We start from the raw sequence: 19,402 nt of genomic DNA, 5'->3' as shown, positions 1-19,402 counted from the left end.
TTTTATTTTATCAAAATAAAGAAAGGAGGATTTTTATGTCCTTAAATCCATATAAAATAGAGTTGGAATTAGATTTTGGTAGTTTAAATAAAAACCAAAATAAATTAAATACAATTATAAACAATTTGAAAAATAAAAAAATTGATATTAATACAAATATTGATGGGTTGGATAAATTATTTACACAACTTAACAAAATAGAAAACATAATGAACAATTTAGATGTGTCTATTTTAGATAGTCAAATAAAACAATTTTCAAATAATAGTAATAAAGGTTTTGATAGTGTTATAAAAAATGTTGAAAATTATTGCAGTTCTATAAAAAAAGTAAAAAATGATTTATCTAATATTGGTGAGGTAAAAATAACTTCAAATCAAATTGATACATTAACAAATGATATCTTAAAATTTACAGCAACAGTAAAACAAGCTAACGGTATAATTGAAAAGTTTGATTATACTGCTAAAAATCCAATGAGTTTAAGAAATGGACATTTTAAGGTTTTAAATGATGAATATACTTTAGTAAATAGGGGTATTATTGACAACACAGATAAAATTAAGAAGAAAAATAAAAAATTACAAGAAGGAATTCTGGAAGATACAGTGAATTTTGTTTCTAAATATAATGATAAAATTACTAATTTATATAAGAATAATATCTTACCAGAAAATAAAATTAAAAATTTTGAATCTAAGATAAATTTATTAAATGGAGATGAATCTAAAAAACAATTAGAAGATTTAGTTATACAATATGAAAAATTAATTCAAGAAGAAAAAAAATTAAAAGAAGCAAGTATAAATAGAATTAATAGCACTAAAAATGTATTTGAAGAACAAAGTAAAACATTGAATTATGTTTTTACACAAGAAGAAAAATTAAAAAATATGAAATCTAATTATAATAAAAGATTTGATACAAATAGTAATTTTTATAAACAACTAAATAGTCAATATAATTTAATTATAAAACAATTAGATAATTATAAAAAGAAAAGTAATGAACTAACATTAGAAGAAAAACATAATACTAATAGTAAGATTAATGATTTAAAGAGATTGATTTCAGAATATATATTGATAAATAATAATATTAAAAAGTATGAAAAACAATTAGATATAATATCTAAGAAATATAATGGTATAGCAAATCAAACTGATGTTAATAAATTAAGGTTATCAATAGGTTCGCTAGACCCTAAATCTTCAAATATAGTTAAAGATTTTAATGAAATTAATAAGCAATTAGATGCATATGAATCAAAATTAAAAGAACAACAAAGAATTATTAAATTAGGTAATAAAGTAAATGGAAAAATTAATATAAATTCTTCATTTAAAGATATTGAAAAATTTGTAAAAAAAACATATGGACTAAATGCTAGTATTTCGAATATAGCTAATAGTGTAGATAGTATGGGTAACAAAATAAAACAAGTTAATGTGAATATAAATGAAGGCGGAAAAAGATTAAGTAAATATAAGATGACTATAGATAATACTACTAAGTCAACTTATTCCATGGCTACAGGAATTGAGAATATAAACAAAAAACAGACTACGTTTGCAGAGAGAATGAAAACTAGTATTGAGCGTTTGGTAAGGTTTACTATAGCAGGAACAGCTTTATTTGGGGTTTTAAGAAAATTAAAAGAAGGGGTTTCTTTTATAAATGACTTAAATAAAGTAGAAACTGATGTTGGTATGGTGACAAATATGAACAAGGCTGAGATAGAGGAACTAACCGATAAATACAGTAAGTTGGCGGATGTATTGCATACTACTACTAAAGAAATAATGGAAGGCTCAGTTGAATTTTTTAGAGCTGGAAGAAATGTAGAGGAAACAGGAAAACTATTGGAAAGTTCTACAATAGGAGCAAAACTGTCTGGACAAAGTACAAAAGATGTGTCTGAACAACTGATTGCTATTACTAATGGATTTCGTATGGAAGCCAAAGAAACAATGAAAGTAGTAGATACTCTAAGTACGATTGATAACAATGCGGCTACTAGTTTTGCAGAATTAGCAGAAGGAATGAAACGTTCTTCGAGTTCCGCACAAATGGCAGGAGTGTCAATGGAAGGGCTTTCAGAATATATAGGAGTAGTTAGTTCTACAACTAGGAAATCTGCGGAAAGTATTGGAGAGTCTTTTAAAAGTATTTTTGCAAGATATCAGGATATTAAGCAAGGAAAAAAATTTGATGCTGAAAATCAGCCTCTTTCAAATGTTGAAAGGTCTCTTAATAAAATTGGTGTTGCAATTAGAAAAGATGCTACTCATTTTAAAAGTTTTTCAACAGTAATTGAAGATTTAGGAAATAAATGGGGTAATTTAAACGATTTACAAAAAAGTGATATAGCTAAAAGTCTCGCAGGTACAAGGCAAAGAGAAAACTTTTTAGTATTGATGCAAAATCTTGATAAAGTTGCTGAGTTACAAGAAAAAGTTGGAGACGCTAGTGGTTCTGCTAAGCAGAAGTTTGAAAGTTTTTACAGTCAATCAAATGAAGCAAAAATTAATGATTTCAAAAGAGCATTAGAAAATTTATGGAGAAATTTAATTCAATCCGATACTATAAATAATTTTATTAAAGCTGGTACTGAAATTATTAATACTTTTAATGTAATAACGTCTACATCAAAAAAATCAGGTGTTGCTGTACTTGGGTTGGGATTTGCATGGGTAACTTTATTTAAGCACACGTCTTATATCACTAAAGGATTAAACAAATTAAAAGGGGTTTTAAAAGGTTTTCTGTATACAGCCAAACAAAATGGTATAATAACAGCTTTGACACAAACATTTATTGCATTACGTAAAGGTATAACTGGAGTAACTATAGCTCTTTTGAAAAATCCTTTAACATGGTTTATAGCAATTTTAGGTGTAGCTACATATAAATTACACAAACATATACAGTATCAAAAAGAATTAAAAGAATCAACTGATTCGGTTAAAAGAAGCTATGATAAATTAAATCAGGCATTAAAAGATGGCGATAAAATTGAAATTGGATCAACTGTAGATGAATTAAAAGAAAAGCAAAATGAATATAAAGAATTACTTAAAGAAAGAAAAAAATTAGAAAAAGAAATAAATGAAAAAAAGAGTAACTGGGATAAAGGAGATTCATGGAATGTCTCCAATTGGATGATATTCAAAATGGCAGAAAGCGATTTAAACAACTTTAATAAAAAGATAGATGACCAAAAAAAAATTCTAACTGACGCAGGAGTAGCTTTTAACGAATATACTGGTGAGATATACAAGGTGACAGAAGCTACAAACAATTTGCAAAATCATGAAATTATTGAAGGTATACAAAATACTAACGAAGTTGAATTGCAATATAAGGATACAATTAAAGAACTTGGAAATGAGTATTTAGAATTAAATGATATAAAAAATAAAAATATAGAAGAAAAAGAACGTATGTCAGATATTTCAAATAAACTAAAGCCTATTATTTCAGGTTTGATTACAGTGGAGGACGAGGCTGGGCTTTCTAGTATACAAAATATGAATTTAATTAAAAATGAGATAAAAATACTAGGTAATAAAAAATTAACAGTTCAAGATTTAACGAAGGCAAAGTTAGAAGCGTCTAAACAAGATGCAATGATTCAAAAGGGCATAACCAAAATGACATATGTACAAGCTAAAAAACAAATTGAAGTGTTACAAGAAAAATATAATTTTTATATGGATAAAGCTAAAGAAGCAGAAAAAAACCCTTCAGTGATAGATATAGGGTCGAAGTTAATTGGCGGTCCTACTTCTGCGAGTATATTTACGGATATAGCTAATAAAAAAAAAGGGAAAGAAAATGAACTAAAAGATGAAATAGATAAAATTGACTTATCTTATGAAAAAGCTTTAAAAAATTTAGACAAAATAATATCAACAAATAATAATGAATACATACCTTCGTTAGATGATACTACAAAATCCACTGAGAAAGCTAAATATGCTACAGATGAATATGCCAATTCTATAAAAGCTTTAAAAACCGAGTTAGATAAGTTAAATTCTTCTAATAGTAAATTATATAAAAATTCATGGGACTATATAAAGGCGTTAGACAAAAAAGGCAATCTAATCAAGCAACAAATTAAATTGACTGAACAAGAAATTAAAAAGAATAATCAATTAGCAAGTAGTTATAAAAATGTTGAGGGTGCTAGGTCGGGTGTGGCTTCAAGTAGTTATAGCAATACACATTTAGATAATAAGTTACAAGGAGTTTTAAGAGGTCATGGACAAGACTTTGTTAATGCAGGAAGTAAATATGAAATAGACCCATATTTACTGGCATCAATTTCTATGTTTGAATCTGGCAGAGGTACTTCTCCAGCGATTAGAAATCATAATAATCCATCGGGTATTATGGATTGGGAAAATAATTGGAAAACAATAAAACATTTTAATTCTATTGCTGAGGGAATAGAATTTTCAGCAAGAAATTTAAAGAATCTTTATTTTAATCAAGGATTAACAACAATAGAGCAAATAGGTGCAAAATATGCTCCAATAGGTGCAAGTAATGACCCAAATGGATTGAATAAAAATTGGATACCTACTGTAAAATCTATTTATAATGAATTATCAGGTGGAGGTTATTCTTCTGGTAAGATATCTTATCAAAATAAAAACTCTGTAAAAGACGTGTCACCAGAAGAAAGGGCAGATAGAGCATGGAATAAAGCAGAGGATTTAAAGCAACAATTAATTGGATTAAAAGACCAATTTAACCAATTAAAAGTGGATAAATATGAATCAACAATCGGAATTTTTGATGATAAAATAAAAAGAACTAATGTAAATGCATCTATCTATAAGGACAGAGCTGAACAATGGTCTACAAGTGTTGTTGATAGTTTTAAGAATTTTGATAATTACACAAATGAAATTAAAGAAAAAAATAGAGTATTATTAGAAAAACAAAAGTACATGCAAAAACAAATATGGTATGGTGGACATACTTCAGACCAAATTGTTAAAATGAGATTTGACCTACAAGATACTGTAGGTGAAATTGAGAAGATGACAAAGGCTTTACAAGATGCGTTTCAAACTAAATGGGAATTTAAAATTAAATTTGATGATAGATATTTTAAAGAATTTGATAGTGAAATAACTGAAATGCAAGATAAAATAGACCTTTTAAATGTAAAAGACATATTCTATGAGAAAGACAAGACAAGATTTTTATCGAAAAAGGTTGACGAACAACAAAAATATATTATTTATATTCAAAAGGCGAAAATAGAACTATTAGCAGAAAGAGATTTGTTAAAAGAGAATACTTATGAATGGAATTTCCTTAATGATAAAGCCAAAGAATATAATGAAAAAATAAGAGATATTGCAAAATCTATGAAACAAAACAACGAAGAATTAAAAAATAATTTACAAAGCGAATTGGATAATTTAAAGAGTTTAGAACAAAAAATAATAGAAATAATTAAGAAAAGATATGAGACTGAATTAGATGAATATAAAAAACAATACAATGAAAAAAAAGATTTAGAAGAGAAAAGACATAAAAAATCAATTGATAATTTAAATGAAGAAAAGAAAGTAAGAGAAGAAATAATAAAATCACAATTAAAAGAATTCGATAAAAATGAAAAAACAGACAATTATGAAAAACAATTAAATACTTTAATAAGTGAAAAGTTAAAATTGCAATATGAATACAATTCTTGGATGCTTGTAGACACACTTGAGGGTAAAGTAAAAAAGAATAGTTTAAAAGAACAAATAGATAAAAAACAAGAAGAAATAGATGATTTTAGACATAAAAGAGAAATAGATTTAAGAAAAGAGAATCTTAATGATAAATTAGAAGATATACAAAAAGAATATGAAGAAAAGAATAAAGCAGAAAATAAAAAATATGAGGATACAAAAGAGAGACTTGATAAAGAATTAAAAAATACTGAAGAGTATTATAAAAAACTAATGCAGAAAGAAAATTTATATTCAGAAGCAAGAAAAGCTATATTTAGAAATCAAATTAAATATATAAATGGAGAAATGATGAATTTAACAGATGCTATATTAAAATATGAAGATGAATGGGGAGAAGGATTAAGTTTAATTGGAACAAAAATTAAATCCAACTTAATTGATAATTTACAAAAGGCGATAGATACTGCACAGAATTTAGATAATATTTTAAGTAAGATTAAAGAGATAGAAAAGCCTAAAAAAAACAATTCTATTACAAAAAGTGAAGATAAAAAAGTATATGCTCAGTCTGATGGAAATAATAAAATAAACGATTATATAATTGCACAAAAATATTTATCAGAATTAGGGTATGAAGTAATTGATATAACTAAACTATCTAAAAATGAATTAGACAAAATAAAATTAGATAAAAATGATTTAGTTATTGGAAATGCATTAAATAATAAAAATTTAAATGGAGCAGGAAGGTTAAAAGGAAATGATAGATATGAGACTGATAAAATAGTTTCTGGATATGCTGATTATGAAAAAAAAATGATCGCAGGAGATGTTAAGGAAATAAAAAATACTGTTTATGGTTGGGGCGAAGATTTAAAAAATGCTCAAAAGTGGTTATCTGCTATGGGGTATAAATTTGTTAATACGCAACATTTATCTTCGGAAGAATTAGAAAAAATTTTAAGAGAGGGGGATATTGTTTTAGGTGAAAAAGGAGTATCTCCTGTTTCAGATGATATATTGAGAGCAATAGGGGTGATTAGATTAGGTGGTGTAACTTCAAAAGAAACTTTGGAGAGGATTATCGCATGGGCTAGTCATGGAGGAGTACCACAATTTAGTGAAGGTGGAGTAATGGACTATTCTGGATTAGCAATGGTTCATGGCAGTCAATCAAATTCAGAAGTAATTTTTAATAGTAGTCAAGCAAAGAAGTTATACAGCGTAGTTAAGAATTTACCTAATGGAGATAATTTAGCGTGTATGTTTCCTAAAATTAATACAAACTCTATGCCAGAAAATGGTAATGGAGTTATAAAAATAAGGAATTTATTAAATGTTGAAGGAAATGTTGACGAGAATATATTTCCAAAATTAAAAAGTGTTCTTAAAAATGACGTATTAAAGGAATTAAGAAAAGCATACAACAAAAGAGGTATATATAAATAATAGAGTATTTTAATTTAAGGTGGTGATTTGAGATAAATGTTTATAAGTACACAATTTATGTACGATGGGATAAAAGGTTCTGATATGGGATTAACATTGGTAGATACAAATACAGATATGATAGAATCTATTTTTGGATACAAAAGAGAGAATAGAATAGACAAAATTAATGATAACATATACTCCTATGGTTTTAATACAGACCCATTAAAGTTCAAAATTACTTTAGCAAAAATAACTGATGATGATTTATTGTGGGATTATAAAACTAGAAAAGATGTAGTTAAATGGTTATTTCAAGATGACTATAAGCCATTTATATCACTAGACAATCCAGAAGTTATTTATTATTGTAAATTAATCGGGGATGCAAGAAGATTTGATACTGGAGCAATGCAGGGTTATATAACATTAACAATGGAATGTAACAGCCCTTATGCTTATTCTCCAACATATATATATACATGGGATTTTTCTATTTCTAATTCAAATATATTAGAAATAGAAAATTTAAGTAATGTTAAAAAATATTATTATCCTGAAATAGAAATAGAAATGGTTGGAGATACAAGTATAGAAATAGAAAATTTAAGTAATGCTGGTGAAATCTTTAAGATTGACAATTTAATAAAAAATGAAATTATATATGTTGACAATAATATGCAAAGAATTAAAAGTAACCTACCTAATACGTATAGATTAGATAATTTTAATAAAAACTGGATTAGGTTAGTAAGAGGATATAATTTACTAGAAATTAGAGGGGATGTAAGAGTATCAATTAGATGTTGTTATCCTATAGCAATATAAAAAGGAGGTGTTTTTTATGAGTTATGTATATCTAAATGGCGAAAGGGTAGATGAATGTCTAGTAAAAAATAAATTTGAATTAGGGAAAATAAATAGAGATTTAAAAACCGCAAAAGAAGATTTTCAATTAATTTTATGTAGACAAGATGATACTGAAATATCTATGTTAAAAGATGCCTATGATATATCTTTTACAACTCCTTTTAAAGATACTTATGAACTAAGTTTTAAAATACCATATTATATCAAAAGGCAACATGAGCAAATAAAAAACCCCAACATTGATGCTATTAAAGATGGAATGTTAGTTAAAGTAAATAATAAATATATGTTCAAAATCAATGAGTACGAAGATGATGACGATGAGAAATATGTAAAAAGTATTCATTGTTATAGTAGAGAAATAAACCTATCTAAAAGAAAATTAGTTAATTTTGTAGGGACAAGACAATTATACAGAGATGGTTCAGAGACATTAGTAAACAAAATAAAGTATTCTTTTGACGATATTAATTATGTAACTTATACAAATTCATTTATTATGGAGGAAGGCAAAAACTTATTTATTAAAGTTTATGACCATAACGATACAGAAATTAATACATATAAATGGAACTCAAAAGATAAATTACACGAATTAGAAAATATAGATGTAATTTATAAAGTAACTGATAGTATTAACTATAAAATAGAAGTGAGTATAAAGATAATATCGGAAACAGGTGATGGAATATTAAATATATTAGAAAATGAAACATCATGGGAAATAGGATATGTTGATCCTGAAGTAAGGGAAGATAGAAGCGATGGGCAAAATCATCGTAAGTATAGAGTATTTAATATATCTGAACAAGATTGGCTAAGCTTTCTTAGAGAAGACATCCAGAAATCCTTTGACTGTGTTTTACAATTTGATAGTTTAAGTAAAATTATAAATATTTATCATATAGATAATATAACTGAGGATAAGGGATTATATATTTCAAAACAAAATTATGCAAGAAAAATAAGTAGGCATGTGAAAGATGATGATTTAATAACAAGGTTAAATATATATGGAAAAGATAACTTAAACATAACAGATATAAATCCTACTGGTATGCCTTATATAGAAAACTTTTCATATTATAGAACATTAAAATACATGCCACAAGATTTATTAGATGCTTTGAATAAATATGATGTGTTAATAGAAGAAAAAACACCTATATTTTATAATTTATTAAAACAAAGACATACTTTAGATTCAAGAGTTGCAAAATTAGAAAATGATTTAGTTGATTTAAAGGTGAAATATGAGATTGCACAAGATAATATAGATAACGTAATACAATTTAACAAAAAAAATAAAGATGAGCCTATATCAAAAGTAAATGACGGTACTTTAGATATATCAGAGGAATTAAAAGTAAATTTATCTGATTTTGATAAAGCTAAAGATTTAACAGAATTAAATAAAATAAGAGATGACATAAAAAATAAAATGAAAAAAAAAGAAGAAGAGATTAAGAATGTTGTTTTAGACATAAATCAAAATAATAATAGTATAAAACAATTAGGTGAAAGCCTTAAAAAAAGCAATAATTTTACTACATCACAATTGAATGTGTTAGATGATTTTATAAAAGAAGATACGTGGAAAAATGAAAATTATTATGATAATAAAGATTTACTATCAGCAGGTAAAAACGCATTAGATAATTTGTCTCAGCCAATTATAGAATTAAGCTTAGATATAGTGAATTTTTTGAATTTAGTTGAATGTCAACACGATTGGAATAAATTGAAATTAGGAGATTTTATTCATATATATTCAGATAGAATGAATACCGAATATAAAGTAAGGATTATAAATATAACACATGAAATAGATAAAAATAGTTTAAACATTACAATTAGCAATAAGGAAGATGCAGATAATACAGCAGGTTACTTAGCAGACTTAATGAAAAACGTAAATGATGTGGCTAATACAGTTGATATGTATAAACCTATATGGAACTTAAGTGAGAGAAACACTGATTTAGTAAGTCAAATAATGAGTAATGTATTAGATAGTGCGAAAAATAGGATATTAAGTGCTAGGAATCAAAATATAAGGATAGACGAAAGAGGAATACATATGAAAGATATGTTTTCTGATGACGAACAATTAAGAATTGTAAATAATTGCCTTGTTATGACTAAAGATAATTGGAAAACAGTTTCAACAGCTGTCACACCATATGGAAACGTAGCTGAACAAATTTATGGCAAGTTGGTAGGCTCAAATAAACTTATTATAACAAATATGAACGATGAAGGAGAATCTTCTTTTTTAGTTGATAAAAATCATATGAAAGCTATAAATATGGATTTATCTTTAGAAGGCAACAAAGATAAAAATAGAATTTTTTTAAATCCTAAAGTTGGCATTAAACTTCAAAAAAGAAATGGGAAAGGATATCCTTGGGAGGATGTGATTTTTTTAGACGGAAATGATGGTTCTGTATGGGCTAAATCATTTCATATTTTAAATACACATTCGGTTCTAGATAACAAGGGATTGAGAATAGATAATGGATGTATATGGATAAATAATCAAAATGGAGACGATGTATTTAATGTTAATATAGATGGTGAAGTTGATGCTAATGGAAGGTTTAGAGTATTTAGATATAATAATTCTAAAAATAAAATCTGGTTAGCAGATTTATATAAAGATGAAGGTAATGGTGGAAAATTATTATTAAATGATTGGGATGGAAATATAAATGCTTTTTTAGGCTCTGCTCCTGATTATAAATATACGGGCGGATTTCTGAAACTATATAATGGTGATATGACAAAAGAAAGGATTGAGATGGGGACTCAATCCTTGAATGATATGGGGATAATAAGGATTAAAAATAATGAAAGTAAAAAAATAGTTGAATTAACTGGAAGTGATGATACAGGGGGGACTATTAGGTTAAATAATAAGTTGGAACAGCCTAAATTGTTTATGTCTTCTCAAGATGCGGAGTTGAATCAAGGAGTGGTTAAATTATATGGGGAAGATAATAATGTAAAAATAATGATTAAAGCAAAATCTTCAACAGATAATATGTCAGATGTAGTATCAGGAGATAGAAAAACAGGTGGGTTGTTGCAGTTTAATTCTTACGATAATTCACAACAATTTTTTATAACAGCCAATAACGAGAATAATTTTGGTATGTATGATAAGAATGGTAGTGCTTTTGAGTTAAATCAAAGTACAGGGTCTACTATTATGTCAAATAGAAGGCTTAGTAGTGTGAGTTTAGGCAAAGGTGGAATAACCTTAAATGTGACAGATTTAGGAAATCTTAGAATTGCATGGTTTAAAAAAGGTAAAATTCAAGGAGAAGCAGATTACACATACAGACTCCCTGCTTTATTTAAAGCAACGTCTAGATTTTCAGGAATGAATGGAACAACAATAACACATAATTTAGGAACATTAGACTATGTTGTTTCTGTAACTCCTATAGGCAAAAGTTCTTTGACATACGTAGGAGAAATAAGCATAGAAAAAAGTTCAAATTCAGTTACGATATATAATTCTGGTGGTTCTAACCCCCAATTTGATTGTATTATTTTAAAGTAAAGAAAGGGATTGATAAAGTGAACGTTTTACCAACAGATGCAAGTTTTATAATGACAACAAATTGCAATAATAGGTGTAAGTATTGTTTTGTACACAAGTTTGGACATGAGGTAATAAAAGACGAAGTAATAACAGATGGGATAGATTATTTGCTAAATAATGCTAAAAAGGCAGGAAAAAAATCAATTAATATTAGTATTTTTGGTGGTGAACCAACTTTAGTTCCTGAAAAAATTGATATTTTATTAACTCATGCTTTTAAAAGACAAAATGAAACAGGTATCCAATGTCAGATAGGATTAATTACAAATGGTGTATATGTAAGTGAGAAACTTAAGAAATTAATAATTAAATACAAAGACAAATTAAATTTTGGGGTACAGTTATCATGTGATGGAAATAGAGAAACACATGATATGTATAGGGTTAGAGAAAATGGGGAGGGTAGTTTTAAATATGTAGAAAAAAATATAAAGATATATAAAGAACTTTTTAAAGATAGTCCGCAACAATTCAGTGTTCATGGTTGTTTAAATAAACAATCTTTGCCACATTTATTTGAAAATTACAAATTCTTTAGAGAAGGTTGTGGAATCGAAAGAATATGGTTTATGCCTGTGCATGAGGAACAATGGGATATAAATGATGTAGGAATATATAGAGAACAATTAAAAAAAATATCAGATTACATATTAGATGATATGATAAAAAATAAAAGAATAGATGAATTAAAAAACTTTAGTCCATTAAGTAAGCTATTAGAAGGTAGAAGTTGGGTAAATCCTCCTTGCAATGCAGGTAAAACTTATATATCGATAATTCCTAATGGAGACATATACCCATGTCATCATTTTTACTTTAATGATTTTAAAGGTGAAATGAGGATAGGTAGTTTATATGAAGGTATAGACGATGAAAAAAGAAAACCATTCTTAAAGTTAAAGAATGAAGAGATGGAAGGTTGCGGACAATGTGAGTGTTATAACTGTTATAGGTGTTTGGGAGCTAATTATATGGTAAATGGTGATATAAAGAAACAGATAAGAGGACATTATTGTGAAATGGCTCACGTTGAACATGAAATATGTGAATATATGAAAGAGAAAGCTACTGAATTAAGTCTTTATCAAGATAAAAATTCGGTAGCTTCTTTTACTATAGACGAAAGTTTAGATGTTTTAGCACAAGCTATGAAGGTTTTATTTATTGAAGTAGATGAAATGAAAACAAATCAAAAACAAATAATAAAAAATCAAAATGAGATGTTAAAAATAATAAAAGGGTAGGTGGTCAATTATGCCTACAAATGATGTTAGTTTAGGTGGGGTTAGAAAATATATAGAAGAAGAAAAAGGTAGCTTAAGTAAGCCTAAACCTCATTTAAGCAGAGATTTAAATGATTTAAGAAATTTACTAAATGAATTGGTTGACACAAGAAAAGGGATTTCAAAAGTATATGGTTGCAATTGCCATGGAAATGAACTACATAACGGTTATAGAAAAACTACCTGTGCAAGTAATACTCTTACATCATATTACTCTAAATCAACAGTTTCTTTAGGAGAGTTATTAGATTATGTAAAACCTGCGAGAGTATGTAGATGTGTAGCAGTAAAAATAGAAGATTGTGGTTGTAACACAAATTGTTTTTGTAATTGTGATGTATGTCGCTGTAATTGTAATTATTGTAGTTGCAATTGTAATTATCATCCGTCTTCAAACTAAAAGAGGTGAGAGCATGGAAGGGATATTAGAGCTAAACAACGATTTGCAAGAAAGAATAAAAGAAATTAAAGAAAGGTATTTGTTAAATTATTGTGGTTGTAATTGCAACTCAAATTGTGAATGTAATTTAATATGTAATTGTAATGTTCAAGTACAATTCTTTAATAAAGAATTTATTATCAAAAATTGGTTTAAATAAAGAAGGAGCTGAGTTAAATGAATTATAAAATTGAGATAAGCGAAGAAGTTTTACAATACTTACAAATGTTTTTAAATAGAGTTCCTTTAGAGGGGAAGGAAGTTCCACTGTTTGTAGATGTAGTCAACTCTTTAAAAACTATTCAAGATGAATAAAATATACTCCATTAAAAGGAGGTGACAAGATGAAAAATTTAAAATATTATTTTGACGCTGTAAGATTTAAATTGAGAAAAGGGACAGATGATGATCCTTATGTTTTAAAAACAGGTCAGTATACAATAATTAATGGAAGGACAGGCTTAGATGAAGTTCCTGACATAACTTATAAGGTTAGGATTAAAGAATATGTGGAAGTTCCCAGAGAGAAATATGATTGTAGAAAAGTATTGGCTGAAAATGAGTTTTATGTGGATTATTCAAACGGGGAAATAACTTTTAGTCCTAATCAAAATGGGAAGACGGTTACTATTGAATATAAAGGGAAGGGCATTATTCAATATCCAGCTGGAAGAATTTATGTACATAGTCCTAACCCATGGGCAGTTGACAATTTACAAGAATTAATAGATTTTATTTATCAAAAAGAGCAAGAATTAAAAGAATCTGTGGCAAAAGCAATAACATTTATTGAACAAAAGACAAATGAATTTACTATTTTTGTTCAACAGAAGACTGATGAATTTGTTGCTTATGTAAATACTTTTATTGAAAAAGCAGAGTCAAAAATTAGAGAAGTTGATGTTCATATTGAATTGTCGAGGAAGCAAACTAATGAATGTAAGAAGATTACTGATGAAACTATTAAAGTAAAGAATGAAACACTTATAGCAAAAGAAAAAACCGAAATAACAACTAAAAACGCAATTAACGTCACAGATAAAGCAAATCAAGCAACTCAATTGTCTATAGAAAAAACAAAAGAATGTATTGATGCAACAGATAGGGCGAAAGAGGAAACTGAAAATATTAAGATAGATAGACTCAATACTAGACTGATATGGAAAGAGCCTGTAAATTCCTTTGCGGAGATTGATATTAAACATCCTAATCCAGATATTGGATGGTTAGTGATGACTATGGACAATGGAAACTTATATAGATGGGATAATGTATCATGGAAATACATAGGTAACATGAAAGGTGGAATACCATTAGTAAAAAAAGATATGGATGGACTCATGAGAAAAGATGATTATGTAAAATTAAATCAAATAGAAGATAAAGCACAGAAGAACTATGTAGGAGAGGATGCTAAAAACGCATTACCCGATTATGTTCATACAAAGACAATGGTATTTGTATTATCAACAGATAAACTAAAACAAGGTGTTCAAAATGTATTAATTACATTTCCTAACGAAGGGGTAATAAATACTATTGAAGGAATTTGCCAAACCACTGGCACAGAACACACATCTATACAATTAGAAAAAATATCTGAATTGGATTTTCAACATGGTATAGATACTTGGACAGGTGTGTGTGAAGAAAATAAAGAAATCATATTTGATTATGGTGAGTATCAAGCTAATGTAGGAAATATAGTACATCTTAAAGTCCAAGCTAATGACGTATTTAGATTAAATGTTAAACATGTCGGCTTTGGTATAGAAAATATAACTATAAATGTAAATATATTAATTTAATTAAAGTATAACAACAAATACATTATCAGGGAAAAGATACTTGATAATGAAGATAATAAAAGGAGTGATAGTATTATGTCAACAGCATTAAAACCGATAATAACATGGTGGGAAGATTATATAGATGCTAATGATGGGCAGTTGAAACAAAGACCTGTACCAAATAACTTATGGGATTTAGGAGTAGTAGATGCGGATAATAACCCAGATTTAACAACGCATACATTTTATATATGGAATAATAAAAAACCATCTAGCACATCTGAATATAACAATGTTCCAGATATGGTTAATTGTAGAGTTACAACTAAAGACGGAAGTTTTGAAGACTATATGGCAGGAGAAATGAAGTCACCTTTGGTTATAGAGCAATGGGTAAGGATTAATAATGTCTTATCAAGCGACTCATCAGATTCTGAAATATATATACCAATAGGTTCTACTTTTAAAAATGGTGTATTAACACAGAAAGATATTCAGATTACAGCTATGGGGAGTACAGATGGTACGGGAGTGTCAACTGGAACAATAAGTGGGCAAATGAATGATGGTAAATTCAAAACAGAAAGTTCTAAAAATAATTTTGCAAAAATAAAAGCACAAGTAAAAGTTCCGCCTTCTGCTGATGCAGAAAAAAACAAATTTATAGTTAGAGTATATTACAACGTATAAAGCAAAAACTCAATGCAATGAGGTGGTAAATAATGATGTTAAACAAATATGAAAAAGTCCATCCTTATTCCTTTAGTAGAGAAATGGACTATATGTTTGTAGGAGAGTATTTAAATAATACTTTCCTTTTTGAATTTAATCCTGAAAAAAAGATATATAATTCAGTAAAAGAAATAGATAAGAATAAATTAATTAGATTTGGATTGGTAGGCAACGGATTAAGAACATATTTTAATGCATTAACAGGTGTTTTTACGTTTGATAAAAATAAAATAGAAGTATTTTATAAAACAAAAGAAAAAGAATATAATTTAATGAGTAATGATACTTATTATAATGATATTATTTATTTTAAAAATGCTTATTCTCAAATTAGATATGGTGGAATGAGTAATACTAATTTTTGTGGATATAATTATGGATATAAAGCTAAAGTTTCATTTGAAGATGGAACTTTTTTTTATTTTAAACCAATTATAAATATACCTATGGGACAACCTACTAATTTTAAAATATGGTTAGTTTCAAACGTAGACTTGGATGGCGAAATAGTTATAAAAGTAAATAATCTAAAAACATACAATATCCATGCACCACTAGAGAAAAATATTGGCGGAGAATTAACATGGTTTATTAGAATATAAGGAGGTGGAGACAATTGGCAAATGTAAATATAAATGTAGGAAAGGGAAGTTTGCTAGTCTATAAAGGAATAGATTTTGATTTTACATTTGAACTAGAGCCACCAGTGGAATCAGAAGATGATTTGACAACTAAAAAATATAAATTAGATTTCTATGAGGATTTGCAAAATAATGAAGTCTATAAAACTTCATTATTTAAGAAAGATTGGATAAGAGTAGATAAAATTCAAAATGAACAAGATGGCTATTTAAGTATTACAGGTATTCCTAAAGCAAAGTTAAAATACAAAGTAGAGTTATTAAATATAAAAGGAGAGGTTATTAAAACAATAAAAGAGTGTCAATCAAAGTATATAAGTATTGAACAAAAATTAACAGAAAAAGTCTTAGTACCAATTAATCTAATTACTACTTCTACTAACTCATATAATATTATAATCACTGTATCTTTTGAAAACCATCAAATACAAAGTTTTTCAAAAGAAGTAATATTATATAATCAAGCTCCTACTATAATTGGAAAAGTAAACGGAGATAAATTATTTGTACAAATAGGAGATGAAGCAAATGACTTAGTTAAATATAATGTATTTTTAAACAACAATAAAATATTCCCAAAAGATTCTGAATACACAGGTTATGAGCCTCCTTTAAATAATATTATCAAATTGAAATCAAAAGATATAATAATTAGAGAAAGAAATAAAATTGAGATTAACGCAATCGATAATTGGGGCGAAAAAAACACGTTTATATATGAATTTATAGGAGAACATATAGGGTTGTTATTCACTGATGAAAAAGGAGATTACTATTCAACAGATATAGGAGAAATTCTAAAAAGATTAAATTTTGGACAAATTGTTGCTGGACATTTAAGTGATATAAAAAAGGTTATGATTGAAAATAATACAGGAGTAGATATAAAAAATTTAAAAATAAGCATAACACCAGAAAAGAAACCAGAAAAACTAACAGTATTTTATGGTTTTGAAAGTTATACATTGATAGAAAGTGATGAAGAATTAACAAATAATAATATAATAAAGAATAAAGATAAGGTAGAATTATTCTTAAGGATATACCCAGATGTAGAATTTGAGTATAGAAGAGCTAAATTTGAAATAAAAGCAGAAGCACATCCCGTAACATAAGGAGGTTGCTTTAATGGATATAAGTACGATGGAAGCTGAGTTTGAAATGACTTGGTATAGGAATGATGGAATAGATGGAAATTTAGAGGTTACTAATCAAGAAGATAGCCTTACGGGGGTTATAGAAACAAAAAAAACCTTTTCAAGTACAATGGAGTCAGATTTTAATGTAACTTGGCACGAAGACACTGAAATAAATGGTGTGATTAATACGAGTGAACAAAGCGATATCTTCAAAGGGAATATAGAAATATATAAACAACCTAAAAATAAAATGGAAGCCGAGTTGAGTTCGGTATTACCAGAAAGAAACACTGTGGAGTTAAAAACTATAAAGGATACATATGTTACAGAGTTAAAACCTAGCTTGAATTATGGAAAAAGCAGTATCATGAAAGTTGGTACAGATAAAAACAATTATGTTTATAGAGGTTTGTTAGAATTTAAAATCCCTAAAGACTTACAGACAATGTATATAACAAAAACCAAATTAAAACTTTATTCAGACGATATTAATAGTTTTAAAGATTTGGAAATATCAGTACCCAGTAAGGCTTGGGGGGAATACAATGTAGTTTGGTATGGACAACCCTCAAGAAAAAGAGTTGTAAAAATATCTGATTTACCAGAAGGTAAATATGAGCATATTATAGATATCACTGAATTAGTAAAAGATATATGGGTATTATATCCATATGAGAATCAGGGATTAATATTAAAATCTAAAGATGAAACAATTAAACAAGTTAAAAACTTTGGGACTATGGAAAGTGAAAATCCTCCTAAATTAGAAATTGAATATTTTGATAAAGATTTATTTTTAACTACAGGCTCAATAATAGGTGGTAGCGTAAAAGTGCAAAGAACAGGAAATGCCGATTTATATGGTGGCATATCAGTATTTAGACATTCGGGAGAAAGTTTGATAGATGGTAACATTCATGTTCATAATATGAATATGTTAGAAAGTAAAGTAAATGTAGCACAGTTCAAAAATATGAATGGAGTTATAAAAACACAAAGATTGAGAAGTGATGTTAAAGGTGAAATATTCTCTAGTAAAGAAAAATTACATGGAACTATTTGCTCTAGTGCTTGTAAAGACTTGTATGGCTATATACAAACTATGCCTAATTCTAATATAGATGGATTGATAGATGTAAAATATAAATCACAACTATATGGCAGTATAAATAAAATAAGACCTTTAATGGAACAAAATATAAATTCTAAAATCCAAGTTAGTGACAAAAATGATATGTCAGGAAGATTGAAAGTTAAATATAAATCTAATATATTAGGTGATATAAATGTTGTTCCTATGAAAAGAAAAGATTTACAGAGTTTTATCCAAGTTAGTGACAAAAATGATATATTAGGAAGATTAGAAGTTAAATATAAACAAGACTTAAATGGACAATTAAAAGTAATGTATGTAAATGATTTAGAAGGATATATACGACCAACTTATAAAGATATATCAGAAATGGAAAGTTTGATAAATACAATATTAAGATATGACCTTCAAGGAAGTATAAGAGTTAATCCTGTTGGATTCAATGGTTTAGTAAACGTTAATGCTGTAAATGATTTAAAATGTAAAATAAACGTAAATGCTTTAAGTGAACTGTATGGGAATATTAAGACTAATATTAAAAATGATTTAGATGGATGCATGAAAGTACAAGCTATGGACATAGATGATTTGAATGGTTTAATTATAATTGGTGAAAATTCAAATATAGAAACTGGCTATATCTATGCTTTTATAATGTAATAAGAGGTG

12 protein-coding genes are annotated in these 19,402 nt (G+C 27.2%); all 12 read left to right on the top strand.

Features of this window, described 5'->3' with window-relative positions; translation table 11 throughout:
- The first annotated feature begins 35 nt into the window (after window positions 1-35).
- The 12 genes from EJL03_RS13155 (at window position 36) to EJL03_RS13105 (ending at window position 19,393) form a co-directional block, all read left to right on the top strand.
- On the top strand, window positions 36-7,154 hold the full coding sequence (locus EJL03_RS13155; RefSeq protein WP_164509087.1) for a phage tail tape measure protein: 7,119 nt from the start codon (window positions 36-38) through the stop codon (window positions 7,152-7,154).
- Window positions 7,155-7,211: 57 nt separating this feature from the next.
- Window positions 7,212-7,964 carry a phage tail domain-containing protein gene (locus EJL03_RS13150; RefSeq protein WP_164509086.1) on the top strand — a complete coding sequence of 251 codons (753 nt, stop codon included), beginning with the start codon at window positions 7,212-7,214 and terminating at the stop codon, window positions 7,962-7,964.
- Window positions 7,965-7,980: 16 nt separating this feature from the next.
- On the top strand, window positions 7,981-11,574 hold the full coding sequence (locus EJL03_RS13145) for a phage tail protein (protein ID WP_125154433.1): 3,594 nt from the start codon (window positions 7,981-7,983) through the stop codon (window positions 11,572-11,574).
- 17 nt (window positions 11,575-11,591) lie between these two features.
- Window positions 11,592-12,860, top strand: a complete 1,269-nt coding sequence (locus EJL03_RS13140) for a radical SAM/SPASM domain-containing protein (protein WP_125154432.1) — start codon at window positions 11,592-11,594, stop codon at window positions 12,858-12,860.
- Window positions 12,861-12,870: 10 nt separating this feature from the next.
- The gene (locus EJL03_RS13135) at window positions 12,871-13,299 is read left to right on the top strand and encodes a hypothetical protein (RefSeq protein WP_125154431.1); all 429 of its coding nucleotides are present in this window, start codon (window positions 12,871-12,873) and stop codon (window positions 13,297-13,299) included.
- Window positions 13,300-13,312: 13 nt separating this feature from the next.
- Complete coding sequence (locus EJL03_RS13130; protein WP_125154430.1) at window positions 13,313-13,498, top strand: hypothetical protein; 186 nt, start codon at window positions 13,313-13,315, stop codon at window positions 13,496-13,498.
- Window positions 13,499-13,515: 17 nt separating this feature from the next.
- Window positions 13,516-13,653: a hypothetical protein gene (locus EJL03_RS16155; RefSeq protein WP_164509085.1), complete on the top strand. Its 138-nt coding sequence runs from the start codon at window positions 13,516-13,518 to the stop codon at window positions 13,651-13,653.
- A gap of 29 nt (window positions 13,654-13,682) precedes the next feature.
- Entirely contained in the window at window positions 13,683-15,146 is a 1,464-nt protein-coding gene (locus EJL03_RS13125) for a hypothetical protein (protein ID WP_125154429.1), read from the top strand.
- A 75-nt stretch (window positions 15,147-15,221) separates the two neighbouring features.
- Window positions 15,222-15,818: a hypothetical protein gene (locus tag EJL03_RS13120; protein ID WP_125154428.1), complete on the top strand. Its 597-nt coding sequence runs from the start codon at window positions 15,222-15,224 to the stop codon at window positions 15,816-15,818.
- Between the two features lie 32 nt (window positions 15,819-15,850).
- A complete protein-coding gene (locus tag EJL03_RS13115; protein ID WP_125154427.1) occupies window positions 15,851-16,462 on the top strand; it encodes a hypothetical protein in 612 nt (203 codons plus the stop codon).
- Window positions 16,463-16,476: 14 nt separating this feature from the next.
- Entirely contained in the window at window positions 16,477-17,616 is a 1,140-nt protein-coding gene (locus EJL03_RS13110) for a hypothetical protein (RefSeq protein ID WP_125154426.1), read from the top strand.
- Window positions 17,617-17,629: 13 nt separating this feature from the next.
- Window positions 17,630-19,393: a DNRLRE domain-containing protein gene (locus tag EJL03_RS13105; protein WP_125154425.1), complete on the top strand. Its 1,764-nt coding sequence runs from the start codon at window positions 17,630-17,632 to the stop codon at window positions 19,391-19,393.
- The last annotated feature ends 9 nt before the right edge of the window (window positions 19,394-19,402 follow it).

The organism is Clostridium rectalis, from assembly GCF_900626095.1.
Lineage (GTDB): Bacteria > Bacillota > Clostridia > Clostridiales > Clostridiaceae > Clostridium_AS > Clostridium_AS rectalis.
This window is presented reverse-complemented; position numbering and strand designations above follow the sequence as displayed.

Excerpts from the sequence above, each read along its gene's own strand:
- EJL03_RS13155 (WP_164509087.1), top strand. The coding sequence starts at position 36 with ATGTCCTTAAATCCATATAAAATAGAGTTGGAATTAGATTTTGGTAGT.
- EJL03_RS13150 (WP_164509086.1), top strand. The coding sequence starts at position 7,212 with ATGTACGATGGGATAAAAGGTTCTGATATGGGATTAACATTGGTAGAT.
- EJL03_RS13145 (WP_125154433.1), top strand. The coding sequence starts at position 7,981 with ATGAGTTATGTATATCTAAATGGCGAAAGGGTAGATGAATGTCTAGTA.
- EJL03_RS13135 (WP_125154431.1), top strand. The coding sequence starts at position 12,871 with ATGCCTACAAATGATGTTAGTTTAGGTGGGGTTAGAAAATATATAGAA.
- EJL03_RS13130 (WP_125154430.1), top strand. The coding sequence starts at position 13,313 with ATGGAAGGGATATTAGAGCTAAACAACGATTTGCAAGAAAGAATAAAA.
- EJL03_RS16155 (WP_164509085.1), top strand. The coding sequence starts at position 13,516 with ATGAATTATAAAATTGAGATAAGCGAAGAAGTTTTACAATACTTACAA.
- EJL03_RS13125 (WP_125154429.1), top strand. The coding sequence starts at position 13,683 with ATGAAAAATTTAAAATATTATTTTGACGCTGTAAGATTTAAATTGAGA.
- EJL03_RS13120 (WP_125154428.1), top strand. The coding sequence starts at position 15,222 with ATGTCAACAGCATTAAAACCGATAATAACATGGTGGGAAGATTATATA.
- EJL03_RS13115 (WP_125154427.1), top strand. The coding sequence starts at position 15,851 with ATGATGTTAAACAAATATGAAAAAGTCCATCCTTATTCCTTTAGTAGA.
- EJL03_RS13105 (WP_125154425.1), top strand. The coding sequence starts at position 17,630 with ATGGATATAAGTACGATGGAAGCTGAGTTTGAAATGACTTGGTATAGG.